This is a genomic window from Kitasatospora humi, from assembly GCF_020907985.1.
Taxonomy (GTDB): Bacteria; Actinomycetota; Actinomycetes; order Streptomycetales; family Streptomycetaceae; genus Kitasatospora; species Kitasatospora humi.
Genome location: NZ_JAJJPA010000054.1, coordinates 1 through 25,019, shown reverse-complemented (window position 1 = coordinate 25,019; position 25,019 = coordinate 1). Strand labels below are relative to the sequence as shown.

21 protein-coding genes are annotated in these 25,019 nt (G+C 71.0%); 14 read left to right on the top strand and 7 right to left on the bottom strand.

What is annotated here, in order from left to right:
• Nucleotides 1-215 precede the first annotated feature (215 nt).
• Nucleotides 216-1,511, top strand: a complete 1,296-nt coding sequence (locus LN042_RS31280; RefSeq protein ID WP_230054805.1) for a hypothetical protein — start codon at nucleotides 216-218, stop codon at nucleotides 1,509-1,511.
• 85 nt (nucleotides 1,512-1,596) lie between these two features.
• On the opposite strand, the gene LN042_RS31275 is transcribed toward LN042_RS31280, so the two are convergent.
• Complete coding sequence (locus LN042_RS31275; RefSeq protein WP_230054804.1) at nucleotides 1,597-2,568, bottom strand: GlxA family transcriptional regulator; 972 nt, start codon at nucleotides 2,566-2,568, stop codon at nucleotides 1,597-1,599.
• Between the two features lie 254 nt (nucleotides 2,569-2,822).
• Here LN042_RS31275 and LN042_RS31270 point away from each other — a divergent pair, with 254 nt between their 5' ends.
• The gene (locus LN042_RS31270) at nucleotides 2,823-3,833 is read left to right on the top strand and encodes an NADP-dependent oxidoreductase (RefSeq protein WP_230054803.1); all 1,011 of its coding nucleotides are present in this window, start codon (nucleotides 2,823-2,825) and stop codon (nucleotides 3,831-3,833) included.
• 208 nt (nucleotides 3,834-4,041) lie between these two features.
• A complete protein-coding gene (locus tag LN042_RS31265) occupies nucleotides 4,042-4,644 on the top strand; it encodes an ATP-dependent Clp protease proteolytic subunit (protein ID WP_230054802.1) in 603 nt (200 codons plus the stop codon).
• Between the two features lie 99 nt (nucleotides 4,645-4,743).
• Here the strand turns inward: LN042_RS31265 and LN042_RS31260 are convergent, their stop codons facing one another.
• The gene (locus LN042_RS31260) at nucleotides 4,744-5,421 is read right to left on the bottom strand and encodes a macro domain-containing protein (protein ID WP_230054801.1); all 678 of its coding nucleotides are present in this window, start codon (nucleotides 5,419-5,421) and stop codon (nucleotides 4,744-4,746) included.
• Nucleotides 5,422-5,609: 188 nt separating this feature from the next.
• Between LN042_RS31260 and LN042_RS31255 the strand changes: the two genes are divergently transcribed.
• The 8 genes from LN042_RS31255 to LN042_RS31220 all read left to right on the top strand — a co-directional run bounded on the left by LN042_RS31255 (nucleotide 5,610) and on the right by LN042_RS31220 (nucleotide 16,021).
• A complete protein-coding gene (locus LN042_RS31255; RefSeq protein ID WP_230054800.1) occupies nucleotides 5,610-7,232 on the top strand; it encodes an ADP-ribosyltransferase domain-containing protein in 1,623 nt (540 codons plus the stop codon).
• A 232-nt stretch (nucleotides 7,233-7,464) separates the two neighbouring features.
• Nucleotides 7,465-8,655 carry an FAD-dependent oxidoreductase gene (locus LN042_RS31250; RefSeq protein WP_230054799.1) on the top strand — a complete coding sequence of 397 codons (1,191 nt, stop codon included), beginning with the start codon at nucleotides 7,465-7,467 and terminating at the stop codon, nucleotides 8,653-8,655.
• A 45-nt stretch (nucleotides 8,656-8,700) separates the two neighbouring features.
• Complete coding sequence (locus LN042_RS31245) at nucleotides 8,701-9,390, top strand: ribonuclease H family protein (protein WP_230054798.1); 690 nt, start codon at nucleotides 8,701-8,703, stop codon at nucleotides 9,388-9,390.
• 211 nt (nucleotides 9,391-9,601) lie between these two features.
• Nucleotides 9,602-11,560 carry an APC family permease gene (locus LN042_RS31240; RefSeq protein WP_230054797.1) on the top strand — a complete coding sequence of 653 codons (1,959 nt, stop codon included), beginning with the start codon at nucleotides 9,602-9,604 and terminating at the stop codon, nucleotides 11,558-11,560.
• Nucleotides 11,561-11,686: 126 nt separating this feature from the next.
• A complete protein-coding gene (locus LN042_RS31235) occupies nucleotides 11,687-12,931 on the top strand; it encodes a threonine/serine exporter family protein (RefSeq protein WP_230054796.1) in 1,245 nt (414 codons plus the stop codon).
• Nucleotides 12,932-13,174: 243 nt separating this feature from the next.
• Nucleotides 13,175-13,702 (top strand): DUF488 domain-containing protein, encoded by a 528-nt coding sequence (locus LN042_RS31230; RefSeq protein ID WP_230054795.1) that lies wholly within the window; start codon nucleotides 13,175-13,177, stop codon nucleotides 13,700-13,702.
• A gap of 164 nt (nucleotides 13,703-13,866) precedes the next feature.
• Nucleotides 13,867-15,618 (top strand): aa3-type cytochrome oxidase subunit I, encoded by a 1,752-nt coding sequence (gene ctaD, locus LN042_RS31225; RefSeq protein ID WP_230054794.1) that lies wholly within the window; start codon nucleotides 13,867-13,869, stop codon nucleotides 15,616-15,618.
• A 34-nt stretch (nucleotides 15,619-15,652) separates the two neighbouring features.
• Complete coding sequence (locus tag LN042_RS31220) at nucleotides 15,653-16,021, top strand: hypothetical protein (RefSeq protein WP_230054793.1); 369 nt, start codon at nucleotides 15,653-15,655, stop codon at nucleotides 16,019-16,021.
• Between the two features lie 121 nt (nucleotides 16,022-16,142).
• On the opposite strand, the gene LN042_RS31215 is transcribed toward LN042_RS31220, so the two are convergent.
• From LN042_RS31215 to LN042_RS31195, 5 genes are all read right to left on the bottom strand, one after another.
• On the bottom strand, nucleotides 16,143-16,937 hold the full coding sequence (locus LN042_RS31215; RefSeq protein ID WP_230054792.1) for an amino acid ABC transporter permease: 795 nt from the start codon (nucleotides 16,935-16,937) through the stop codon (nucleotides 16,143-16,145).
• A complete protein-coding gene (locus LN042_RS31210; RefSeq protein ID WP_230054791.1) occupies nucleotides 16,934-17,572 on the bottom strand; it encodes an amino acid ABC transporter permease in 639 nt (212 codons plus the stop codon). Before LN042_RS31210 ends, LN042_RS31215 begins: the two co-directional genes overlap by 4 nt.
• A 5-nt stretch (nucleotides 17,573-17,577) precedes the next feature.
• The gene (locus tag LN042_RS31205; RefSeq protein WP_230054790.1) at nucleotides 17,578-18,525 is read right to left on the bottom strand and encodes a glutamate ABC transporter substrate-binding protein; all 948 of its coding nucleotides are present in this window, start codon (nucleotides 18,523-18,525) and stop codon (nucleotides 17,578-17,580) included.
• Nucleotides 18,526-18,591: 66 nt separating this feature from the next.
• On the bottom strand, nucleotides 18,592-19,359 hold the full coding sequence (locus LN042_RS31200) for an amino acid ABC transporter ATP-binding protein (protein WP_308191893.1): 768 nt from the start codon (nucleotides 19,357-19,359) through the stop codon (nucleotides 18,592-18,594).
• Nucleotides 19,360-19,535: 176 nt separating this feature from the next.
• The gene (locus tag LN042_RS31195) at nucleotides 19,536-20,663 is read right to left on the bottom strand and encodes an NADH:flavin oxidoreductase (protein ID WP_230054789.1); all 1,128 of its coding nucleotides are present in this window, start codon (nucleotides 20,661-20,663) and stop codon (nucleotides 19,536-19,538) included.
• A gap of 309 nt (nucleotides 20,664-20,972) precedes the next feature.
• On the opposite strand from LN042_RS31195, the gene LN042_RS31190 reads away from it, so the two are divergent.
• From LN042_RS31190 to LN042_RS31180, 3 genes are all read left to right on the top strand, one after another.
• Nucleotides 20,973-22,802 (top strand): glycoside hydrolase family 15 protein, encoded by a 1,830-nt coding sequence (locus LN042_RS31190; RefSeq protein ID WP_230054788.1) that lies wholly within the window; start codon nucleotides 20,973-20,975, stop codon nucleotides 22,800-22,802.
• 216 nt (nucleotides 22,803-23,018) lie between these two features.
• Nucleotides 23,019-24,479, top strand: coding sequence for an MFS transporter (locus tag LN042_RS31185; protein WP_308191892.1), 1,461 nt, complete (start codon nucleotides 23,019-23,021; stop codon nucleotides 24,477-24,479).
• Nucleotides 24,476-24,916 (top strand): MarR family winged helix-turn-helix transcriptional regulator, encoded by a 441-nt coding sequence (locus tag LN042_RS31180; protein ID WP_230054787.1) that lies wholly within the window; start codon nucleotides 24,476-24,478, stop codon nucleotides 24,914-24,916. The genes LN042_RS31185 and LN042_RS31180 overlap by 4 nt, the downstream gene beginning before the upstream one ends.
• Nucleotides 24,917-25,019 lie beyond the last annotated feature (103 nt).

The following is a 25,019-nucleotide window of genomic DNA, read 5'->3' as shown; positions in this document are numbered from 1 at the left end:
GCAGGACTTCCCCCGCAGGGTGGCGTCCGGCCGTCGCGCCCGGGTGGCACGAACGGTATCGGATCTGCCGCCATCGGTGCTTCTCGCCGCCGTGACTGACCCGTAGCTTCCTTCAGGGCCGCAGGACGCGGCCTCCAGGGCCTCTGGAGCCCGGCGGACCCGGCCGGACCGCAGCCGGCTGGGCGCCAACTCACCATCGATCAAAGGAGATCGGTATGGCCAGGAAGACGGCCGCCTTCGCCGTCGCGCTCACCGCGGCGTTAGGCCTGTTCGGCGCCGCGCCCGGGACGGCCGAGGCGGCGGGAACGGTGACGGCACATCACAGCCCGCACCAGCTCAAGCCGAAGACGCAGAACGCCGCGCCGGGCATCATCACCGGCGCGATGTCCAACCACGGCGGTCCGGTCCAGACCGCTCCGAAGGTCTATGTGGACTACTGGGGTTGGGGAACCGACCCGAGCGGTGAGCAGGCCTACCTCAACCGGTTCCTGTCCTCGATCGGCGGCAACCCGTGGCTGGCCACCGTCAACCAGTACGGCGCCGGTTCGTCACCCGTGCTGGCCGGCACCTGGTCGGACCCGGCCGCCATTCCGGCGAGCCCGACCGACGCCCAGATCCAGACCGAGGCGGGCAACGCGGCCCTGCACTTCGCCACCGGCAACTCGGTGAACGTCGAGATCGTGGTGGCCACCCCGACCGGCCACTCCACCTCCGGTTTCGGCAGCCAGTGGTGCGCCTACCACGGGGCCATCGCCGGGCTGCCGAACGTCACCTACACCAACCTGCCGTACATGTCCGACGCCGGTTCGAACTGCGGCGCGGGCTCGGTCACCGGCTCGGCCCTGGACGGCGTCAGCATCGTCGAGGGCCACGAGTTGGCCGAGACCATCACCGACCCGCTGCTCAACGCCTGGTACGACGCGGGCAACAACGAGATCGGCGACAAGTGCGCCTGGACCGGTCTCGGCACCATCGCCACCCCGGCGGGCTCCTTCGCGGTGCAGCCGCTGTGGAGCAACGGCGCCAACAACTGCGTGATGAGCGCGCCCACCATGCTGACCGCCGGAACGTTCGAGCAGAACACCACCGGCTGGCAGCGACTGGTGCCGAGCGGCGGGATCGTGAACTGGGTCAACTACAACACTGCCGCCGGCGCTCCGGCACCGGCCCATGACGGCACCGGCTACCTGGCGTTCAACACCAACATCGGCGGCGGCTCGGTCTACCAGGACGTCCCGGTGAACGTCGGGGCGGGCGCGTCCTACACGGCGTCGGTCTGGCTGTCGTCGCAGTCCGGGGGTGCGAGCGGATCGTTCTGCCTCTGGGGCCTGGGCGCCACCAACACCAACAGCTGCCTGCCCTACAGCGTGAACTCCAGCACCGGCTACCAGTACTTCCAGCTCTCGTACACCACCAACCAGCCGGTCTCCACGCTGCGCTTCCAGGTCTACCCGGCCGTGAACGGCGGGACGACGGACATGGACACCGCCGGTCTGGTCCGGATCGGGTGAGCCGCGGGTGAGGTGACGCGGGATCACGAGGAGGGTGGCCGTGGGTTCCACGGCCACCCTCTGTGGTCGGGGCGGTCGGGGTGGCTCAGTCGGCCGGGCGCTGGCCGCGGTGCTGCCCGGCAGTCCGTCCGGTGCGGGTGCGCAGCAGCAGCCGCAGGGTGCTGGCGGTCTCGTAGCCGACGCGGCGGGCGATGACGTCGATGGACTCGTCGGTACTGCGGAGCAGGTGGATGGCCTGCTCGATCCGCAGCTCCTGGACGAAGCGCACCGGCGACATGCCGAGTACCGCCTGGGTGCGGCGCTGGAGGGTTCGCTTGCTGACACCGATGGCGTGGGCGGCGTCCGCCAGGCCGACGGGCCGGCTGAGGTGACGGCGGGCCCAGGCCTCGAACGCGGCGACGGTGGGATCGCTCTCGGCGAGTGCGGTGGGCACGGTGCGGGCGGCCTGGGTGGGGCGCTCGTCGACGATCAGGTTGTCGGCGACGAGGTTGCTCAGGGCCGGGCTGATGCGGCGGACCAGCGAGAGGGCGAGGTCGACGGCGCTGAAGGCGGCCCCGGCCGTCGTGATGCCGGCGCAGTGGGTGACCATGCGCTGCTCGTCGAGCGCAACTTTCGGGTAGCGCTCGCGGAACAACTCGGCCAGTTGCCAGGCGGTGGTGGCTCGCAGGCCGTCCAGGACACCGGTCTCCGCGAGCAGGAAGGTGCTGGTGCACGCGGCGGCGAGCTGGGCGCCACGGGCACGGGTCCGGGCCACCAGCGCACGCGCCGGAGCGCTGGACTCGCCCTCCAGCCACGGCACCAGACCGTGCGGAGGGGGCGGGGCGACCGCCGGGATGACCAGCAGGTCGCAGTCGCCCGCCCGGTCGGTCGGCTCCATGCCGACCAGGAGACCGCAGGAGGTGCGCACCGTGGCGGTGAACCCGATCGTGACGACCTCCCAGGGCGGCGGGGGCTGCGGAATGGACCCGCGCAGTTCGTTGGCGGCCTTGAACACATCCAGAACGGCCGTCAGTCCGGAGTCAAACACGTCGTCAAGAACGAGCACCGCGACCAGCATGCGCGAACCGTATCGAAAACGCCGCTCTCGGTAACTGGTCAGTCTCCCACAGTTGAACACCCCGCCCCGGGACGCGGGTTCGCCGGCACCGGTGGTCGGAGGCCGGCAGGGTCGCTCCGGTGGGAGTGAGCGCGGACTCGGATGTGGATCCAGGGTGGCTGGCGCGCTGACTAAGCGCTTGCTTAGAATCGGCTCAAATCGGCCCGGTCCCGCAGGAACCCCGAGGGCCACCGCCCCGCCGCCCAGGAGGCGCCATGTCGTCCACCACGAACCGCCAGATCCGCCTCGCCCGCCGCCCCGTGGGCGACGTCGGGCCCGAGGACTGGGAGCACGTCACCGAGGCGGCCGCGGCCCCCGGTGCGGGCCGGTTCGCCGGCCGCACCCGCTACCTCTCGCTGGACCCGGCGATGCGCGGTTGGCTCGACGACCGCCCCTCGTACCTGCCGCCGGTCGGCATCGGCGAGGTGATGCGGGCGGCCTCGATCGTCGAGGTCACCGAGTCCGACCACCCGGACTTCCGAGTCGGCGACCTGGTCACCGGTGCCTTCGGCGTCCAGGAGCGGATCGTCTCCGACGGCCGGGGCGCCCTGAGGATCGACCCGTCCGCCGCCTCCCCCTCGACCTACCTGGGCGCCCTCGGGATGTCCGGCCTGACGGCCTACTTCGGGCTGCTGGACGTCGGGGCGCTCACGGAGGGCGACACCGTGGCGGTCTCGGGGGCCGCCGGGGCGGTCGGCAGCATGGTCGGCCAGATCGCCAAGGCCAAGGGCTGCCGGGTGATCGGCATCGCCGGCGGCGCCGAGAAGTGCGCCCTGCTGACCGGCGAACTCGGCTTCGACGCCGCGATCGACTACCGCGCGGAGAACGTGCGCAAGGCCCTGCGCACCCATGCGCCGACGGGGATCGACGTGTACTTCGACAACGTCGGCGGCGAGGTCCTGGACGCGGCGCTCGCCAACCTGGCCCAGCGCGCCCGGGTGGTGATCTGCGGCGCCATCAGCCAGTACAACACCACCACGGGTGTCCAGGGGCCGGCCAACTACCTCGCGCTGCTGGTCGCCCGGGCCAGGATGGAGGGCTTCGTGATCTTCGATTACGCCCCGCGCTTCACCGAGGCCCGCAGGGAGATCGGCAGCTGGATCGAGGGCGGCCGGATCAAGGTGCTGGAGCACGTGGTCAAGGGCACCATCGACGACTTCCCCGCCACCTTGCAGATGCTCTTCCGCGGTGAGAACACCGGAAAGCTCGTCCTCGAGCTCGGCTGACGGCCGTCACCGGCGGTGATCGCGCCGAGGTCTGTCCACTGTGCTCACAGCGAACAGACCTCGCCGACAGCGAATCCCCGCTGAACCGGGCCGGAACCGGAGCGGTCGGCGGCTACTGTCGGTGCGAGTGGTGGAGCGGGTTCGGGCGCGAACCGCGCAGGCTCGCCCATCCATCCAAGTCAACTCGCCTCGACCGACAGGTGGATCCATGACGACCGCACACGACGGAGCCGGTGACCTCATCTTCAACCGCCTCCTGGGAGACCGCATCATCTTCCTCGGTCAGGAGGTGGACGACGACATCGCCAACCGGATCGTCGCCCAACTGCTGCTGCTGGCAGCCGAATCGGACAAGGACATCTATCTGTACATCAACTCGCCGGGCGGATCGGTCACCGCGGGCATGGCGATCTACGACACCATGCAGCACATCAGGAACGACGTGGTCACGATCGTCAACGGCATGGCGGCGTCGATGGGCCAGTTCATACTGACCGCCGGCGCCAAGGGCAAGCGGTACGCCCTGCCGAACGCCGAGGTGCTGATGCACCAGCCGTCCGCCGGCCTGGGCGGCTCCGAGAGCGACATCCGGGTGCAGGCCGAGCGCCTGGTCCGCAACAAGAAACTGATGGCCGAGCTGATCGCCAAGCACAGCGGTCAGAGCGTGGCGCAGATCAGCGCGGACTTCGACCGGGACCGCTGGTTCACCGCGACCGAGGCGGCGGAGTACGGCCTGGTCGACCGGGTCATCCACGGCCCCGCGGACCTTCTCGACGGCGACGGCGCCCGCCGAGTGACGCCGGGGTTCTGACACCGACGGCCACCACGGGAGCGCGCGGCGCGGACGACAGCGGTGGTGGGCTTGCGGGGCGGTGCGGGCCCGGCGCCCGGTGAGCGCCGAACGGGCGGCTCAGCGGCGGGCGGTGCGGCGCGCGGGCGGCGCGATGCGCACCCGCTGCTCGACCGGCGCGCTCTCGATGTCATCGAGCTGCGCGACGACGGTGGCGCGCAGCTCGTCGTAGTCGTCGAAGTCGAAGTCGTTGAAGAGCGTGTAGCCCGTCCACATCAGATTGGCGCACACCCGCGCCGGCACCCTGCCGGTCTGGGCGCCCATGCCGACCAGCGCCACCGACCGGATGCTGCCGGGCTCCTCGCGGTTCTGCCGGTGGACCGCCTGGAACGCGGCGGCACAGGCCAGCGCCACGTTGAGGGTCTCACTGACGTTCTGCGAAGAGGTCGCCATGGTCGGCGCCGAGATCAGGAACCTCGGGTTGACGGCGCCGGACGGCACGCACACCGCGCTCCCCACCGGCAGGGTGCCCGCGAACCCGCCGCGGATCGCCTTCTGCACCCGCAGCTGGATGCCCGCCCCGAGGTGCCGCTTGATCGCCGCGTCGACCCCGCCGTCCATCCGACCCTTGGAGTTGGTGGGGGTGACCCAGGCGTCGACCTTCTCGGTGAGGATCGAGCCCCTGTGGACCTCGACCCCCGGGGTGTCGGCGAACGCCGCCCGCCAGGCCTCCACCACCTCCGAGTTGATGTCGGTCAGCACCACCTTGAGCGGCAACACCACGCGATCCACGGTCATACGTCACTCCTTGTCGGAATGTGGTCCCTCCACTGGACAGGAAGCTACCGGGCCGCACTGACAGAGCAGCTCAGGGGGTGGATCGGGCTACGGGCTGTCAGTTCCGGGCGGTATGACTACGACGTCCCGTCAGGGCCGACTGACGGGTCATCAGGAACCCCGCCGTTCGACATGCCCGGAGCCACCCCATGAGCGACGACAACAACGCCGTCCCCGTCACGCCCGCCCCGAACGACCCGCTGGCCCTGGCGGAACTCTTCAAGGGCGGGGGCGAACCATGGCTGCCGCTGCTGAAGCCGGTGCTGGAAGCGCAGCCGGGCGCGGCCGCGTTCATCGGTCCGGACCGCGGTCCGGACGTCGTCCCGGTGCGCGAACTGACCTTCCAGGCGCTCAAGCCGCACGCGCCGCACAAGTGGAAGGTCGTCGTCTTCGGGCAGAACCCGTACCCGCGGCCGGAGAGCGCCACCGGCATCGCCATGTTCGACAACACCTTCCACGACTGGAAGGACAGCCAGTTCGGCCGGGTGGTCAGCATCCGCTGCATCATCAAGGCCGCGGCGATGTGGAAGTACGGCATACCGAAGAAGACCCCGATCGCCGACATCCGCGCGCTGCTGAAGGAGCACGACACCGTCCAGCCGCCGGAGTGGTTCCAGGCGATGCTCACCCAGGGCGTGCTGCTGCTGAACGCGGCGCTCACGGCCGGCAGCGACGGCGCGATGGGGCCCGACCAGCACACCGCCTTCTGGCGACCGGTCATCGAGCGGATCGTGGAGGAGGTCCTCGCGGCCAAGCAGAACGCCGACGAGGAGGACCGCGGCGTGGTCTTCGCATGGTGGGGTGCGCACGCCCGCAACCTGAAGAAGGTGGTGCAGCGGCTGGAGGAGAAGTACCCCGGGGTCGAGGTCCGGCACATCGACCATCCCAACCCCGCGGCGCAGGGCGACATCTTCTGCGACGGCGACCACTTCCGGGTGGTGAATCAGGCGCTGGCGTCGGTGGGCGCCGACGAGGTCGACTGGCTGCCGAGCACCGGGTGGCACGAGCCGGCGGCAGGCGACGGCGGAGCCGGCAGAGAACTCGCCGACCGCATGGGCGCGTTCATCGCCAACACCATGGAACTGCACCAGCTCTACCTGGACCGGCTCGCCGGCGTCAAGGACGAGGGTCTCGTCCTCCCCGCGATCACCGGGGTGTTCGACACCCCCCTGATGGGGTTCCGCGACGCCGTGGGCCCGGTCGCCGAGCTGCTGCGCGGTCTGGACCGGCACGTCGAGCTGTCGCACGAGTTCGGCAAGCGGCGCGCCGACGAGGCGGCCGGCGGCCTGTCCGCCGACGCCATCGCCGCCCTCCACCTCTACACCTGCGAGTCCGCGTTCTACCGGGAGATCAACGCGATCCTGCGCTCCCCGGACCGGATCCGGCTCGTCCCCTACCTCCCGTACCTGCGGCTGCTGTTCGCGGCGGTGTCGCAACTCCCGGCCCACTGCGAACCGTTGTGGCGCGGGGTGGCACTGGACCTGCGCTCGCAGTACCCGGTCGGCAAGACGGTCACCTGGTGGGGTGTCTCCTCGTGCACGCCCAAACTCGGCGTCGCGCAGGCGTTCCTGGGCAGCCGCGGCAAGCGCACCCTCTTCCAGGTGCTGCCACTGCGGGCCACCGGCATCCAGAACTTCTCGGCGTTCACCGGCGAGGAGGAGTACATCCTGCTGCCGGGCACCCAGCTCCAGGTCACGGACGTCAGGACCGAGCGCGGCGGCCTGTGCACCGTGACCCTCAGCGAACTGGCGGATCAGTCCCTGGTCTGCTGAGTCCGGAGCGACTGTGCAGCCGGAGCGACTCCGCCGCCGAAACCCCTCCGGAGGAGCCGAGCCGCTGCCCTGTCCCAGATCTCCGCGCGGGGTCGGCTCTCGGTCGGCGACCGGGGTGCGGGAGCGGGTCGCGGTGGAGGAGGCGCACGGCTTCGACGCCCAGGACGGCAGGGCTCGCCGAGCACGCGGTCGACGTATGGTGTCGGAGCAAGGACCGGCAAAGGAGTATGAGTTGACGCGGATTCTGGTCATCGGCGGCGGCATCGCCGGAGCGGCGGCCGCCCTGGCCCTGCACAAGGCCGGCTACGAGCCCACCGTGTACGAGGCGCACCCCGACACGGGGGCGGACATCGGTGCCTTCCTCACCCTGGCCAGCAACGGGATGCGCGCGCTGGCCCAGTTCGACGCCGCCGAACCGGTCGCCCGTGCGGGCTTCCCGATCACCGGCATGAACGTCGTGGACGAGTCCGGCACCGAGCTGGCCGCCATGCCGCTGGGCGAGCCCGACCACCCGCTGACCCGCTACCGCTGCCTGCGCCGCGCCGAGTTGGCCACGGCCCTGCGGGCCGAGGTGCGGCAGCGGGGCATTCCCGTGCGCCACGCGGCGCGGCTGCGCACTGTCACCGAGACCGCGACGGACATCACCGCGCACTTCGCAGACGGCAGTTCGGCCTCCGGGGAGCTGCTGATCGGAGCCGACGGGCTGCACTCCGCCGTGCGCCGCTGGCTCGATCCGTCCGACGCCGGGCCGGGCTACGCAGGGCAGCGGGTCTTCTACGGCTACAGCACCGCCGCGCCGCCGCCGTCCGCCGCTCCCGAGCGGATCACCATGGTGCGGGGCAGCGCCGCCGCCTTCGGCTACCTGGTCTCACCGGCCGGCGAGACCTTCTGGTTCGCCCGGGTGCCGGGAGCGCCGGTGAGCGCCGAGGAGACCGCCGAGGTGACACCCGGTCAGTGGCGCGAGCGGCTGCTGCCACTGCTGCGCCCCGACCGCACCGAGACCGCGGGGATCGTCGCCGGAACGGGCGAGGAGCTGATGGTGACCAACGCCCTGCACCTCAGCCCGGGCCTGCGCTGGCACACCGGTCGGGCGGTGCTGATCGGGGACGCGGCCCACGCGGCCTCGCCGGCCACCGGCCAGGGCGCCTCAATGGCCCTGGAGGACGCCGTCGTGCTCGCCAAGGCGCTGCGCGACGCCCCGACCCGCGCCGCCGCCCTGGCCCGCTACGAGCTGCACCGCAGGCCCCGCACCGAACGCAACATGGCGGTCAGCGCCCAGCTCACCGCCAACCGCGCCCCCGGCCCGACCGCGCCCCGCGACTCCGAGCAGCCCGCGCCCCGGGACTCCGAGCGCCCCGCCTCCCGCGTCGACGAGGAACTGCTGCACCTGCTCACCTGGGAGACCCCGCTGCCGGACGCCTGAGGCCGGCGGCGCCGTGCACCCGCCGCGGCCTGGCATGATCGGTACATGAGCGAACGAGTCATTGCCGCGTGTGACGGAGCGGCCAAGGGCAACCCGGGCCCGGCCGGTTGGGCCTACGTGGTGGCGGACGGCGCGGGCGTCCCGCAGCGCTGGGCGGCCGGGGCGCTCGGCCACAGCACCAACAACATCGGGGAGTTGACCGCGCTGCGGCAGCTGCTGACCGCCACCGACCCCGCCGTGCCGCTGGAGGTCCGCCTCGACAGCACGTACACCAGGGACGCGGTGACCAAGTGGCTCGCGGGCTGGAAGCGCAACGGCTGGAAGACCGCGGCGGGCAAGCCGGTGGCCAACCAGGAGCTGATCCAGAGCATCGACGCGCTGCTGGACGGGCGGGACGTCACCTTCGTCTACGTCCCCGCCCACCAGGTGAACGGCGACCCGCTGAACGCCATCGCGGACAAGGCCGCCAGCGACGCCGCCCGCACCCAGGAGGACGCCGCCGGCACCGCGGCGGACCTCCCGGTGCCGGAGCCGGTGTCGAGCGCCGCACCGCGCGCCGGCCGCTCGACGGCCGGGACGGCGGCCAAGCGCGGTTCCTCGCGCGGTTCCCGGACCCTGGCCGCCCGCTACCCGGGCACCTGCCCCTGCAGCCGTTCCTACGCCAAGGGCGACACCATCACCAAGGTTGGCAGCAGTTGGGGCCACCCGGAGTGCGCCGCAGCGAGCAGTACCTGATGGCCGGACCCCGATGGAGTCCGGCGGGATGCCCGTCGAGCCGGGTGAGCGGACCGTAGGGGCTGCCGGCCCTGTTCGGCCGGCCACCCGGGCTGGCCCAATAGGGCGACACCGGGCGGCTGGATACGGGGAGCGGCGCAGCGCATCGCATAGCCTTTCGATCTGATACCGGTCGGTTGCACCGACATGGGAACGTACATCAGGGGGCAGGGTGAGTTCTTCCGGTGCGGCTGCGTCGGCGCGGTCGACGAGGTTCCGGGCGTGGCTGCTGGAGGGTCTGTCCGACCGGGCCAAGCAGCACCCGGGCCCGCACGCGGAGGCACCGGTCGAGCACAGGGGCCAGCGCTGGTGGCGGGTGATGTGTCTGACCGGCCTGGACTACTTCTCCACGCTCGGCTACCAGCCCGGCATCGCGGCACTCGCGGCCGGGCTGCTCTCGCCCGTGGCGACCATCGTGCTGGTGCTGGTGACGCTGTTCGGCGCGCTGCCGGTCTACCGGCGGGTGGCGCACGAGAGCCCGCACGGTGAGGGTTCGATCGCCATGCTGGAACGGTTGCTGTCGTTCTGGCAGGGCAAGTTGTTCGTGCTGGCACTGCTGGGCTTCGCCGTCACGGACTTCATGATCACCATCACCCTGTCGGCGGCCGACGCGACCGCGCACCTGGTGGAGAACCCGCACCTGCACAGCGCCCTGGCCGGCAAGCAGGTGACGATCACCCTGCTGCTGATCGCGCTGCTCGGAGCGGTCTTCCTCAAGGGGTTCAGTGAGGCGATCGGGCTGGCAGTGGTCCTGGTCGCGGTCTACCTCACGCTCAACGTCGTGGTGGTGGTGAACGGGCTCTGGCACGTGGTGAAGGCTCCGCAGCTGGTCACCGACTGGTCCCACGCGGTGACCACCGAGCACGGCAGCGTGATCGCGATGGTCGGCGTGGCGCTGATCGTATTCCCGAAGCTGGCGCTGGGCCTGTCCGGCTTCGAGACCGGCGTCGCCGTGATGCCGCACATCGAGGGCGACCCCGACGACACGGAGGAGCGGCCCACCGGCCGGATCCGCGGTGCGCGCAAGCTGCTCACCACCGCCGCGCTGATCATGAGCGCCTTCCTGATCACGACGAGCTTCATCACCACGATCCTGATCCCCAAGGCCGCCTTCCAGCCGGGCGGTGAGGCCAACGGCCGCGCCCTGGCGTACCTCGCGCACGAGAACCTGGGCAGTTCCTTCGGCAGCGTCTACGACCTGTCGACCATCGCGATCCTCTGGTTCGCGGGCGCCTCGGCGATGGCCGGCATGCTCAACCTGCTGCCCCGGTACCTGCCGCGGTACGGCATGGCGCCGCACTGGGCGCGGGCGGTGCGGCCGATGGTGATCGTGCTGACGCTGATCGCGTTCCTGGTGACCTGGATCTTCAACGCGAGTGTGGACGCCCAGGGCGGCGCGTACGCGACCGGCGTGCTGGTGCTGATCACCTCTGCCGCCATCGCCGTCACCATCGCCGCCCGCAAGGCCGGGCAGCAGCGGTGGACCATCGCCTTCGCCGTCATCGCGGGGGTGTTCGTCTACACGACGGCCGTGAACATCTCCGAACGCCCGGACGGCGTGAAGATCGGTGCCTGCTTCATCGCCGGGATCATGCTGGTCTCGTTCCTCTCCCGGGCCGTGCGGGCCTTCGAGCTGCGGGTCACCGACGTGGTGCTGGACGAGACCGCCGAGCGGTTCATGCGTGACTACGCGCACCGCCCGATCCGACTGATCGCCAACGAACCGCGCACCCGCGACCTGGCGGAGTACCAGGCGAAGAAGCGGGAGATCCGGGACCGCCACGACATCCCGGCCGAGGCCGACCTGGTCTTCGTCGAGGTGACGGTCAAGGACCCGTCCGAGTTCGAGTCGGACCTGCGCGTGCACGGCGAGATCATGCACGGCCGCTACCGGGTGCTGGCGCTGGAGAGCGCCAGTGTCCCGAACGCGCTGGCGGCCCTGCTGCTGACCATTCGGGACCGCACCGGGCAGCTTCCGCACATCTACTTCAAGTGGACCGAGGGCAGCCCGTTCAGCCACCTCATGCGCTTCTTCCTCTTCGGCCAGGGGGAGGTCGCCCCGGTCACCCGTGAGGTGCTCCGCGAGGCGGAGCCGGACCGCTCCCGGCGCCCGCGCGTCCACGTCGGGTAGGCCCGGGTGCCGCCCGGGCCCCGAAGCGGACAGGTTGACTGGACCGGCCAGGCCGGCTCACCAGAACAGAACAGGGCAGAGTCGGACCGAATCGGGCGGGATGGGACGATACCTGCCATGTCTTGCATGTCTCCATCGGTCCGGGGCATTGAAGCCCCGGCCGCCCCGCTGCGCCGCCTGCTGCTCGAACTGGGCGAAGCCCTGCTGGGCGGTGGTCTGCCCGTCCATGACGTCGAGGAGGAACTCCACAGGCTGGGGCGGGCGTTGGGGGCACCAGAGGTACGGGTCGCCGCGTTGGCCAACGGGCTGTTCGTCGCCCTGGACCCGGACGAGGCCACCGGGTTCCAGCCGGTTCGCACCGCGCTGCGGTTCGAGCAGACGGCCGACGTGCTGCACCTGGTGCAGCGGCTGCGGACCGGCGAGATCGACGGGCCCGCGGCCCTGGTCGAGCTGGACGGGATCCGCCGGGCGCCGGCCCGCTGGCCGGCGTGGGTGGCGGACCTCGCGGCGCTGCCGGTCGGCATGGGAGTCTGCCTGTTCCTGCAGCCGGTGGCGGCGAACGTGCTGGTGGCCGGGGTCGGCTCGCTGATCGTGGCGGGGCTGACCGCGCTGGCGCGCCGACTGCCGCTGCTGCGACCGCTGCTGCCGGTCACCGCCGGGTTCCTGGTCGCGCTGCTCGTCCTGTCGCTCGCCCGGGCCTCGCTGCTGGACGGTCCGTTGCGCACGATCGTGGCCACCCTGGCGATCCTGCTGCCGGGTGGCCTGCTGGTCACCGGGCTGTCCGAGATCGCCGCCGGTGCGGCCAGCGCCGGGACGGCCCGGTTGGTGTCCGGCGCGGTCCAACTCGCGCTCTTCCTCACCGGGGTGGCCGCCGCCGCGACCGCGATCGGCGTGCCCGCCACCGCGCTGGCCAACGTCCAGATAGCCAAGCCGAGTTGGTGGGTGATCGGACTGGGGCTGGCGATCGCCGTGGCCGGGCTGGTGGTCAACGTGCACACGCCGCCCCCGGCCATCCCCTGGATCGTCGCGGTGATCGCGGTCAGCGCCACCGCGCAGGTGATGGTGGGCTCCACGCACGGCGCCGCGGTCGGCGGCCTGGCCGGTGCGGTCACCGCCGCGGCCGCGGCCACCGTGGTGCACTGGCTGCCGGGCGGCCCGCTCTGGCGGGTGCTCTACCTGCCGGCGTTCTGGATCGTGGTGCCGGGCTCCTTCGGCCTGCTGAACACCGCGCAGATCGAGGTCGGCAACGGGCTGCAGTCGGTGCTGGCCGCCGTGTCGGCGGTGTTCGGAGTGTCGATCGGTACCCTGGTCGGCTCGGTGATCAGCCGGATACCCCGACCCTCCCTCGCCCCACCGCGGCTCCCGGCCTGACCGCGAGCGGACTCGACGGGCGCCCGCGGGTCGGCCCACGGGCGCCCCGCACCCGGCACCCGGGCCCGCTGGCGCGTCCCGCCGCACGGACCGGCGGGGCGCGGCGCGGGGACATCGGGCCGTGGCGCTGCCACACTCGCGTCATGCGGAAGTTCTCCACGCGGGCGCGGCCCGGCCCGGCGGCGATCGAGGACGCCGCCGTCCCGCGCAGCGTCGCCGGCGCCTGAGCCGCCGACCGCGTCCATGGGCGGCCCCGAACTGCTGACCCTCGGTCACGGGCTCGCCGAGCGCGCCGAGCTGACGGCCCTGCTGCACGAGGCGGGCGTCCGCGCGGTCGTCGACGTCAGGACCGCCCCGGGCAGCCGCCGCAACCCCGACGTCAGCCGGCGGGCGCTCTGCGCCTGGCTGCCGGACCAGGGCATCGGCTACCGGTGGGAACCGCGGCTCGGAGGCTTCCGGAGGACCGCCCCGGACTCGCCGGACACGTTCTGGGAGAACGACTCGTTCCGCGGCTACGCCGGCCACACCCGCCGGCCCGAGTTCCTGGAAGCCATGGACGACCTGCTGCGCCAGGCCGCTGCCGTGCCGACGGCCGTGATGTGCGCCGAGACGCTGTGGTGGCGGTGCCACCGCCGGATCATCGCGGACTTCGCGGTCCTCGTCCGGCACGCGCGGGTCCGGCACCTCGGCCACGACGGACGACTGACCGACCACCGGCCGACCCCGGGGGCCCGGGTCCGGGACGACGGCCTGCTCGTCTACGACGGCTGAACCGGCTTCCGCGCGGCCGCCGCGCGAGCAGTCGACGTCGTTCCGCACCCCGCTGTGGTGCAAGCGGGTGAACGCCGCGCTCGCTGCTATGTCATCACGGTGTGCGACTGGAAGACTACAGAAGGTTGGGTCGATGAGGTTTGAACACGGAGAGTGCTGATCATATGGTTGTTGGCGCCGAGACGGCGACGAAGACTGTCCAGCGGCGGGAACGCTCGCTGGGGAGTGTCCTGGTGCAGTGGCTCACCACCACCGACCACAAGAAGATCGGGACCTTGTACCTGGGCACCTCCTTCGCGTTCTTCCTGATCGCGGGCATTCTGGCGCTGCTCATGCGGGCGGAGCTGGCCCGCCCGGGCACCCAGGTCCTCTCCAACGAGCAGTTCAACCAGGCGTTCACGCTGCACGGTGGCGCGATGCTGCTGATGTTCGCGACCCCGCTCTTCGCGGGCTTCGCCAACTGGATCATGCCGCTGCAGATCGGCGCGCCGGACGTCTCCTTCCCCCGGCTGAACATGTTCGCCTACTGGCTCTACCTGTTCGGCTCGCTGATCGTCATCGCCAGCCTGCTCACCCCGAACGGTGCGCCCGACTTCGGCTGGTTCTCCTACCCGCCGCTGTCCGACGCCGTGCACACCCCGGGCATCGGTGGCGACATGTGGCTCATGGGTCTGACGTTCTCCGGTTTCGGCACCATCCTCGGCTCGGTCAACTTCATCACGACGATCATCTGCATGCGCGCCCCCGGCATGACGATGTTCCGGATGCCGATCTTCGTCTGGAACGTGCTGCTCACCGGCGTGCTGGTGCTGCTGGCCTTCCCGGTGCTCGCCGCGACGTTCCTCGCGTTGGAGGCGGACCGCAAATACGGGGCACACGTCTTCGACCCGGCCAACGGCGGCCCGATCCTCTACCAGCACCTGTTCTGGTTCTTCGGCCACCCCGAGGTGTACATCATCGCGCTGCCGTTCTTCGGCATCATCTCGGAGATCATCCCGGTCTTCAGCCGCAAGCCGATGTTCGGCTACTCCGGCCTGATCGCCGCGACCATCGCCATCGCCGGCCTCTCGGTGACAGTGTGGGCGCACCACATGTTCGTCACCGGCCAGGTGCTGCTGCCGTTCTTCTCCTTCATGACCTTCCTGATCGCGGTGCCGACCGGGGTGAAGTTCTTCAACTGGGTCGGCACCATGTGGAAGGGCTCGCTGAGCTTCGAGACCCCGATGCTCTGGAGCGTCGGCTTCCTGGTCACCTTCCTCTTCGGAGGCCTGACCGGTGTGCTGCTCGCCGCACCGCCGATCGACTTCCACGTCTCGGACTCGTACTTCGTCGTCGCCCACTTCCACTACGTGGTCTTCGGCACCGTGGTCTTCGCGATGTTCGCCGGCTTCTACTTCTGGTGGCCCAAGTTCACCGGCAAGATGCTCGACGAGCGCATCGGCAAGGTGAACTTCTGGACGCTGTTCATCGGCTTCCAGACCACCTTCCTGGTGCAGCACTGGCTCGGCGCCGAAGGCATGCCGCGACGCTACGCCGACTACCTGGCCTCGGACGGCTTCACCACCCTGAACACCGTCTCGACCATCGGCTCGTTCCTGCTCGGCCTGTCGATCCCCCCCTTCCTCTACAACGTCTGGAAGACCACCAAGTACGGTCTGAAGGTCGACGTCGACGACCCTTGGGGCTACGGCCGTTCGCTGGAGTGGGCGACCTCCTGCCCGCCGCCGCGGCACAACTTCCTCACCCTGCCCCGGATCCGCTCCGAATCCCCGGCCTTCGACCTGCACTACCCCGACATCGCGGCGCGGGACTACATCGAGCTGCACGGCCACCCGGCCAAGCACCTCGAAGGCGTGCCGCCGGCGGAGTACGACACCCCGAAGCGCCGGGGCGGCCGGTCCGGGCGCGAGAGCTGAGCGGCGGAGCCCGGGTGTCCGCGAAGGAACGCCCATGTCTGCGAGGGTGTTGATGGACGAACACACTGCTGAGGCGGCCAACGGCCTGAACCAGCTGGAGGGTTACCTCCTGTGGCAGGCCGAGATCGCCGAGGCCCAGCGCGCCGCCGCCGCGTTCACCGGGCGGCTGCCCTGGCTCACCACGGGCCAGCGCGAGGAGGTCGCGGAGGCCTATGTGCAGGCGCACCTGCGCCTCTCCCGGCAGGCCGTTGCCCACATCGTGAAACGCATCCGACAGGTGCGGAGCGAGTACGAGGAGCGTTACCACCGGCTGAAGATCCGCATCGCCGCTGTGGTCCTGGCGACCCTGGCCCTGGCGGCGGCAGTGCTCGCCCTGCTGACACACGTGCGGCAAGCCGGGTGACACCGCGGGTCCGGCCGGCGGGCCCGCGGGCGTGCGGGGAGCAGGTGGCGATCGTGGGCGTGCGGCGAGCGGGCGGCGATCGTGGTGCCGGACCGCCCGGCACCACGTCCCCGGTAGCCGATCAGGTGCAGCGGCGGCGCTCCAGCCAGGTGGCCAGGGCGGACAGGGCAGTGTTGATCAGCACGAAGCAGGCTGCCGCGACCAGGTAGGTGGGCAGCACGCTGTGGTAGTACTCGCCCAGCACCTGGGCCTTGTGCAGCAGTTCGAGGTAGCTGACCACATACCCCAGGGTGGAGTCCTTCAGCAGCCGGACCAGTTGGCTGACCAGGGTCGGGACCAGCCGGCGGACCGCCTGCGGGATCACCACCCAGGTCATCGCCTGCCAGTACGTCATGCCGAGGCTGTACGCCGCCTCGGACTGGCCGCGGTCCAGGGCCAGCACACCGGCCCGGAAGATCTCGGACAGTGCGGCTGCGTTGCCGAGCACGATCGGGATGACCAGCTGCCAGAACACTGGAAAGGTCAGCCCGGCCCGGGGCAGCCCGAACAGGAAGATGTACAGCAGCAACAGCAGCGGTACCGCCCGGAACAGCTCCACGTAGCCGCGGGCCAGCGCCCGCGCCCAGCGGCTGCGGCTGAGCCGGACCAGCGCGATCAACGCACCCAGCGGCAGCGCCAACCCGGCGGCGACAGCCGTGACCAGCAGGGTCTGGCCGACGCCGTCGAGCAGGAACCGGATGATCGCCCACTGGGTGAACATCTGCCACTGGGCGGCGGCCAGTTGCCCGTGCGCCGCGAACTGCCGCAGGGCCAGGGCCAGCAGTCCGGCCAGCACCAGCAGCGAGGCGGCCGTGGCGATCCGGATCCGGCGCCGGGCGCGCGGGCCCGGGGCGTCGAACAACTGGTCGTCGTTCACCGTTTGATCGCCACCTTCCGCTCGATCCGGCCGGCGATCACCCCGGAGGTCAGGGTGATCGCCACGTAGACCACCGTGGTCAGCGCGAAACTGGTCAGTGGGTTGTCGTACTTGAGCGTCACCAACTGGGCCTGGCCGGTCAGTTCGGGCACGCCGACGGCCGCGGCCAGCGAGGTGCCCAGCGTCAGACCGATGAAGACGTTGCCCAGTGGCTGCACCATCGAGCGCAGTGACTGCGGGATCACCACATGGCGCAGGCACTGGGTGAAGGTCAGGCCGAGCGCCCGGGCCGCCTCGATCTGCCCGCGCGGCACGGTCCGCACACCCGATCGCACCACCTCGCAGACGAAGGCGGCCCAGTACAGCGCCATGGTGAGCGCCACCGTCGCGAACAGCGGGTAGAGCAGCCCGACTTCGGGCAGCCCGAAGACGAACAGCACCAGCAGCACCAGCAGCGGTATGTTGCGGAACGCGGTGACGTACGCGGCGCCGGCCAGCCGCAGTGGGGGCACCGGGCTGATCCGGCAGACCGCCAGCAGCACTCCCAGCACCAGCGCCCCCGCGAAGGCCAGCGCCGTCATCTCCACGGTGAGCAGCAGGCCGCGGCCGAGTTGGTCCAGGACCCCGGTCGGCACCGGACTCAGCTCCCGGCGGCCGAGCCGATGACGGGCGGCGTCGGGGCGTCACCGGGCAGTTCGGTGCCGATCGTCGCCTTCCAGAGCTTGGCCCACTCGCCGTCCGACTCGATCAGCTTCAACCAGTTGTCGACGAAGGTCTTCATCTCGGGGGAGGCCAACGGCACGCCGATGCCGTACGGCTCGTCGGTGAACGGCCGGCCGACCACCTTGACGTTCTTGTCCCGGGCCGCGTCGCCCAGCAGCAGCGCCTGGTCCAGCACGTACGCGTCGGTCCGGCCCTGCTCCACGGCCTGCTGGCACTCGGCGTTGGTCTGGAACAGCACCACCTTGGCGCTCGGGGCGAACTGCTTGATGTCGTTGGCGGCGGTCGAACTCGTCTCGGTGCACACCGACTTGCCGTTGAGGTCGGACGCCTGGGTGATGCCGGTGTCGGACGACCTGACCAGGATGGCGTCGCCGGAGGAGTAGTACGGACCGGCGAAGCCGACCTTCTGCGCGCGGGCCGGGGTGATGGTGTAGGTGGCGATCACCGAGTCCACCGTGCCGTTCTGGAGCAGCACTTCACGGGTGGAGACGTCGACCTGGACCCGGTTGACGCTCGGCTTGCCGAGGATGTATTTGGCGAGCATGTCGGTCAGGCCCGCGTCGAAGCCGGTCACCTTGCCGCTGACCGGGTCCTTGAGGGAGAACAGCGCGGCGGCGTCGGTCCCGCCGACGTTCAGGGTGCCGCGGGCCTTGATCTTCGCCATCAGGCTGCCGGCCGGGATGTCCGAGGCGGCGGCCACCGGCGCGCCGTCGATCACCTGCTGGTAGCTGTCCCCGGGCTGCGAGCCCGAGGAGCCGGGCGGGGGTGGCATCTTGCCCGAGGAGCTGCTGCACGCGGTCAGCCCGGCGGCGACCGTCATGGTCAGCAGCAGCGCCGGTATGGCCAGGGAGGAGCGTGGGGTCATGCGGGGGCCTCCTTGCAGGCGTCGGAGCGCACGGGGGTGCCGGGGAAGTCGGTGGCGGATCGGCCGTCAGTGCCGCAGGATCCTGGCGAGGAAGTCGCGGGCGCGGTCGGTGCCGGGGCGGTCGAAGAAGACGTCGGGCGGCGCCGTCTCCAGGATCCGGCCCTGGTCCATGAACGCCACCCGGTCCGCGGCACGGCGGGCGAATCCCATCTCATGGGTCACCACGAGCATGGTCATGCCCTCGGCGGCGAGTTCGGTCATCACCTCCAGCACCTCGCCGATCATCTCGGGATCGAGTGCGGAGGTCGGCTCGTCGAACAGGATCAGGCGGGGGTCCATCGCCAACGTCCGGGCTATCGCGACGCGTTGCTGCTGACCGCCGGAGAGCTGGGCCGGATGGGCGGCGGCCTTGTCGGCGAGCCCGACCCGGTCCAGCAGCTCCAGCGCGCGGGCCTCGGCCTGCTCCCGCGGCAGCCCGCGCACCCGGACCGGTGCGAGCGTGATGTTGTCCAGCACCGTCCGGTGCCCGAACAGGTTGAACGACTGGAACACCATGCCCACCTGGGCACGCAGACGGGCGAGTTCGCGGCCTTCGGCCGGAATCGGGGTGCCGTCCAGGACGATCTCGCCGGAGTCGATGGTCTCCAGCCGGTTCACGCACCGGCAGAGCGTCGACTTCCCGGAGCCCGAGGCGCCGAGCAGCACCACGACCTCGCCCGCGTGCACGTCCAGGTCGACGTCCCGCAGCACATGCGACTGCCCGTAGTGCTTGTTGACCCTCCTGAGCTGCAGCAGCGCGTCCACGCGGGCAGCACTGCCAGGACCACTCGCCACGGACACCTCGCGCACCGTCTCGACCCCAACGGCCTGCGATCCGCGGGCCGGACCGGGTATCTACCCACAACCGGCCCGGCCCAAGGCGAAGATGAAAGACCGTTATGTTGCGGCCGCAGCCCCGCGCCCGGCCCGTAGCGCGTGCGCTGTTCGCTCGAGCCGGGGTACGTTCCGCCTCAGCTCAGCGTCTTGAGCGCCGCCGCGTCGTACGGCTCCAGCTCATCGAGCCGGTTCCCCAGGACCTTCGCCGCCCACTGCGGGTCCTGGAGCAGGGCGCGGCCCACCGCGACCAGGTCGAACTCGTCGCGCTCCAGGCGGTCGAGGAGGTTGTCGATGCCCTGGACCGGAGCGCCCTCACCGACGAAGGCACGGATGAAGTCCCCGTTGAGGCCGACCGATCCGACCGTGACGGTGGGCTTGCCGGTGAGCTTCTTGGTCCAGCCCGCCAGGTTCAGCTCCGAGCCCTCGAACTCCGGCAGCCAGTAGCGGCGGGAGGAGGCGTGGAACGCGTCCACGCCGGCCGCGGCGAGCGGAGCCAGGATCGCCGCCAGCTCGTCCGGGCTCTCGGCGAGCCGTGCGTCGTAGGCTCCCAGCTTCCACTGCGAGAAGCGGAAGAGCACCGGGAAACCGGGCGAGACGGCCTCGCGGACCGCTGCCACGATCTCGGCCGCGAACTTCGTCCGGGCCACCGGGTCGCCACCGTAGGCGTCGGTGCGCCGGTTCGTCGTCGCCCAGAGGAACTGGTCGAGCAGGTAGCCGTGGGCACCGTGCAGCTCGACGCCGTCGAAGCCGATGCGCTCGGCGGCTGCGGCGGCCTCGGCGAAGGCACCGACGACGTCGTCCAGGTCGCTCAGGGTCATCGCCCGGCCGGGGCCCTCGGTGCCGTCGAGGCGCAGGCCCGAGGGGCCGACCGCGGGGGCGTCGGCGTACGGCGGGTCGCCCTGGTTGCGCACCATGCCGATGTGCCACAGCTGCGGCACGATCGTGCCGCCCTCCGCGTGGACGGCCTCGGCGACCTTCGCCCACCCGGCCAACTGCTCCGCACCGTGGAAGCGCGGCACACGGTCACTCTGCCCGGCCGACTCGTGACCGACGTAGGTCCCTTCGGTGACGATCAGGCCCACCCCGGCGGCGGCGCGGCGGGCGTAGTACGACCGCACGTCCTCCCCGGGCACCCCGCCCGGGGAGAACTGCCGTGTCATCGGGGCCATCACGATGCGGTTCGGCACGGTCAGGCCGTTCAGCGCGACCGGCTGGGACAGGATCTCGGCCGCGCGGGAGGCGGATGACGCGGTGACGGTCACGGGTTGCTCCTTGGTACCAGACGATGTGCACGCACATGTGGGTGCGCGCAAGGAATCAACCGCTGCGGCAGCGACGGCATTTCACCGGCCCGGTGCGCCGGACTGTGATCCCGGACACGCTGTCGAGGACTTCACCCCCGTCCTGTGCGCGGTGAGCGATGACGAGGTGCCGACCGTGGTGAGCATGCGTGCGCACGACCGCGCCACGGGCACGCCGGTGGCGACGAACCCGCACCGCCGGTCGTGCGATCTAGCATGGAGAGGCAGGCTTCAACTCCGGGTCCGCGCCGCAGCGGCGGGGAGGCCGACATGGTGTTCGACACGACTGGTTTCAAGCCGGAAGGCGACTGCCGCTACACACCGATCTCCGAACACGGCCTGATCGGCGATCTGCGCACAACGGCCTTGGTCGGTACCAACGGCACCATCGACTGGTACTGCTGTCCGCGCTTCGATGCACCCAGTGTGTTCGGGTCCATCCTCGACGCCGACCGGGGCGGGTCGTTCGAGTTGGCGGCCGAGGTCCCGACACGCACCCGGCAGTTCTACTTCCCTGACACCAACGTGCTGATCACGCGGTTCTTCGCCGCGGACGGGGTGGCGGAGATCCAGGACTTCATGCCGGTGATCGACGAGTCGACCGAGGCAGCGCGGCACCGGCTGATCCGGCGGGTGGTCTGCGTCCGGGGAGTCCTGCCCTTCAAGGCGCGCATCGCCCCCCGCTTCGGCTACGGCGCCGAGAAGCACACCGTGCACCTCGAAGGCCACGAGGCGGTGTTCCGGTCTCCGTCACTGACCCTCGCGCTGACCGCCACCGCACCGCTCGAGAGCGACGGCCTGGACGTGTGGTCGCACTTCAAGGTCCTCGAGGGGGAGTCCGTGGTGTTCGCCCTCGACCGGATCGGCGACGAGGTCCCGGCCCGTACGTGTCCGCACGCCGAGGCCGAGGAGCAGTTCGAGGCGACCGTCCGGTTCTGGCGCCGCTGGCTGGCCGGTTCGCGTTACCACGGGCGGTGGCGGGAGATGGTGCACCGCTCCGCGCTGGTGCTGAAGCTCCTGACCTACGCGCCGACCGGCGCGATCGTCGCCGCACCGACCACCAGCCTGCCCGAGCAGCTCGGCGGCGAACGCAACTGGGACTACCGGTACATGTGGGTCCGCGACGCCGCCTTCTGCGTCTACGCCATGCTGCGCCTCGGGTTCACCTCGGAGGCCGAGGCGTTCATGATGTTCCTCTGCGACCGCATGCCCGGCGCCGGTGCGACCGGCCCGCTGCAGATCATGTACGGCATCGACGGGCGCAGCGAGCTCCCCGAGTACGAGCTGCCGCACCTGGAGGGCCACCTCGGCTCCGCCCCGGTCCGGATCGGCAACGCCGCCACCGGGCAGCTCCAGCTGGACATCTACGGAGCCATGATCGACTCCGTCTACCTGTACGACAAGTGGGGGCAGCCGATCAGCAGCGTCGCCTGGGAGGAGGTCGGCGCGGTGGCGGACTGGCTCTGCGAGCACTGGGACCAGCCCGACGAGGGGATCTGGGAGACCCGGGCGGGCCGCAGGAACTTCGTGTACTCGCGCCTGATGTGCTGGGTGGCGCTGGAGCGGGCGATGCGGATGGCGAACCGCCGCGGCCTGCCGGCCGACCTGCCCCGCTGGCGGCAGTCCCGCGACGCGATCTACCGGCAGATCATGCAGCGCGGCTGGTCGGCCGAGCGGCAGGCGTTCGTCCAGTCCCTGGACGACGGTGAGCTGGACGCCTCGCTGCTGATGATGCCGATGGCCAAGTTCATCTCGCCCACCGACCCCAAGTGGCTCTCCACGCTGGAGGCGCTCACCACGGACCTGGTGTCCGACTCCCTGGTCTACCGCTACAACTCGACCACCAGCCCGGATGGCCTGCGCGGCTTGGAGGGCACCTTCTCGATCTGCTCCTTCTGGTACGTGGAGGCCCTGGCCCGCGCCGGCCGGCTGGACGAGGCCCGGCTCGCATTCGAGAAGATGCTCACCTACGCCAACCACCTCGGCCTGTTCGCCGAGGAGATCGGCCCGACCGGTGAGCAACTCGGCAACTTCCCGCAGGCGTTCACCCACCTCTCGCTGATCAGCGCCGCGTTCAACCTCGACCGGGCGCTGGGCTGACACGCGGCACCGGCGACCTGCTCGCGCGGTTGGCGGCACCCTCGCGGGTAGCGCGGCAGGCTTCCTCGCGCAGGTGGCGTCGCAGGCTTTCCTGCCGGGCAATGCGCGGTTGCTGCTGGAGGGCGCCCGCCTGTGTGCTCGGCCTGGTCTGCACCGGCCCGCGATGTGGTTGTATAGTCGTAACTATTATGACTGTATAACCAATAGGGAGGGACCGTGCCCGAGTCCGGTGCTCCACGGCGGACACTGATCCTGGCGATCTGCTGCATGAGCCTGTTCGTCGTCGGCATCGACAACACCATCGTCAATGTGGCGCTTCCTGCCATCCAGCACGACCTGAACGCCTCCGTGGCGGGGCTGCAGTGGGTGATCAGCGGCTACACCGTGGTGATCGCCAGCCTGCTGCTGCTGGCCGGATCGACCGGTGACCGCTTCGGGCGCCGGCGCACCTTCCAGATCGGCCTGGCGCTCTTCACCCTGGGCTCCCTGCTCTGCAGCTTGGCGCCCGGGCTCGGCTGGCTGGTCGCGGCCCGGGTGGTGCAGGCCGCCGGCGGCTCGATGCTCAATCCGGTGGCTATGGGCATCATCACCAACACGTTCACCGAGCCCCGGGAGCGGGCCCGGGCGATCGGCGTCTGGGGCGCGGTCGCGGGGGTGAGCATGGCGCTCGGGCCGGTCGCCGGCGGGCTGCTGGTCGGCAGCGTCGGCTGGCGGGCGATCTTCTGGATCAACCTACCGGTGGGCCTGGCCGCGATGGCCCTCGCCCAGCGCTTCGTGCCCGAGTCGCGGGCCGCCAAGCCGCGCCGCCCCGACCCGCTGGGCCAGGTGCTGATGGTGCTGCTGCTCGGCCTGCTCACCTTCACCCTGATCGAGGCACCCGACGCGGGCTGGACCGCGCCCAGGACCATCGCCGGGCTCCTGGGGGCCGCGCTGGCAGGGGTGGTCTTCGTGGTCTGGGAGTCGCGCTGCGCCGAGCCGCTGATCGACCCGCGGTTCTTCCGCAGCGTGCCGTTCTCCGGCGCCACGGTGATCGCGGTGAGCGGCTTCGCCTCGCTGGCCGGCTTCCTCTTCCTGAACACCCTCTACCTGCAGGACGTGCTCGGGTACAGCGCGATGAAGGCCGGCCTCTACGTGCTGCCGATGGCCGTGATGGCGATGGTCTTCTCGCCGGTCTCCGGACGGCTGGTCGGCGGCCGGGGCCCGCGCCCGCCGCTGCTGGCGGCCGGGGCGGCGATGGCGGTCAGCGGACTGCTGCTCACCGGGCTCTCCGACCGCACGCCGGTGGCGCAGCTGATGGCGGCTTACGTGGTCTTCGGGATCGGCTTCGGCATGATCAACGCGCCGATCACCAACACCGCCGTCTCCGGCATGCCGCGCAGTCAGGCCGGCGTCGCGGCGGCCGTCGCCTCGACCAGCCGTCAGACCGGACAGTCACTCGGGGTCGCGGTGATCGTCTCGGTGGTGGTCTCCAGCGTCCACGGGCCGCTGCGGTCCGGTTTCGCGACGGCCAGTCACGCCGGCTGGTGGATCATCGTGGGCTTCGGCCTGCTGGTGACGGTGCTCGGTATCCTGTCGACCGGCGCGCGGGCGGTGCGGACTGCCGCCCGGGTCGCCGAATCCCTCGAACCGACGGACCACAGGACTCCGAGTTCCCCCACGATGAACAGCACAGCATGAACGACGACGCTCACCGTGCCACCGCCGTCCGGGTCTACCAGCGGATGGCGCACCTCGTGCTGGAGTCCGACGACCGCCGGCGCGAGGTGGTGGAGGCCACCGGGCTGAGCTTCGCCCGGACCAAGGCGCTGCGCCGGCTGGCCAGGGGACCGATGCGGATGACCGAGCTGGCGGCCGAGCTCCTGGTCGACAAGCCGTACGCCACGGTCATCGTGGACGAGCTGGAGCGGCGCGGCCTGGTGGTCCGTTCCACGGCGCCGGACGACCGGCGGGCGAAGGTGGTCACCGTGACCGACCAGGGCCGCGAGCTGGCCCGGCTGGCCAACGAGATCCTGGCCCGGCCGCCGCAGGCGCTGATCGCGCTGCCGGCGGCCGAGATGGCGGAGCTGGACGCGCTGCTGGCCAAGCTGACGCCGTCAGCTGACGCCGTGAGCTGACGCCGCGTCGGCGCGGCCCGGGCAACGCCAGGGACGTCGTCGAACGTGAGTCCGAGCATGGCGAACTTCTCGGGTACGCCTGCGGCGTTAAGAGACATGGTGG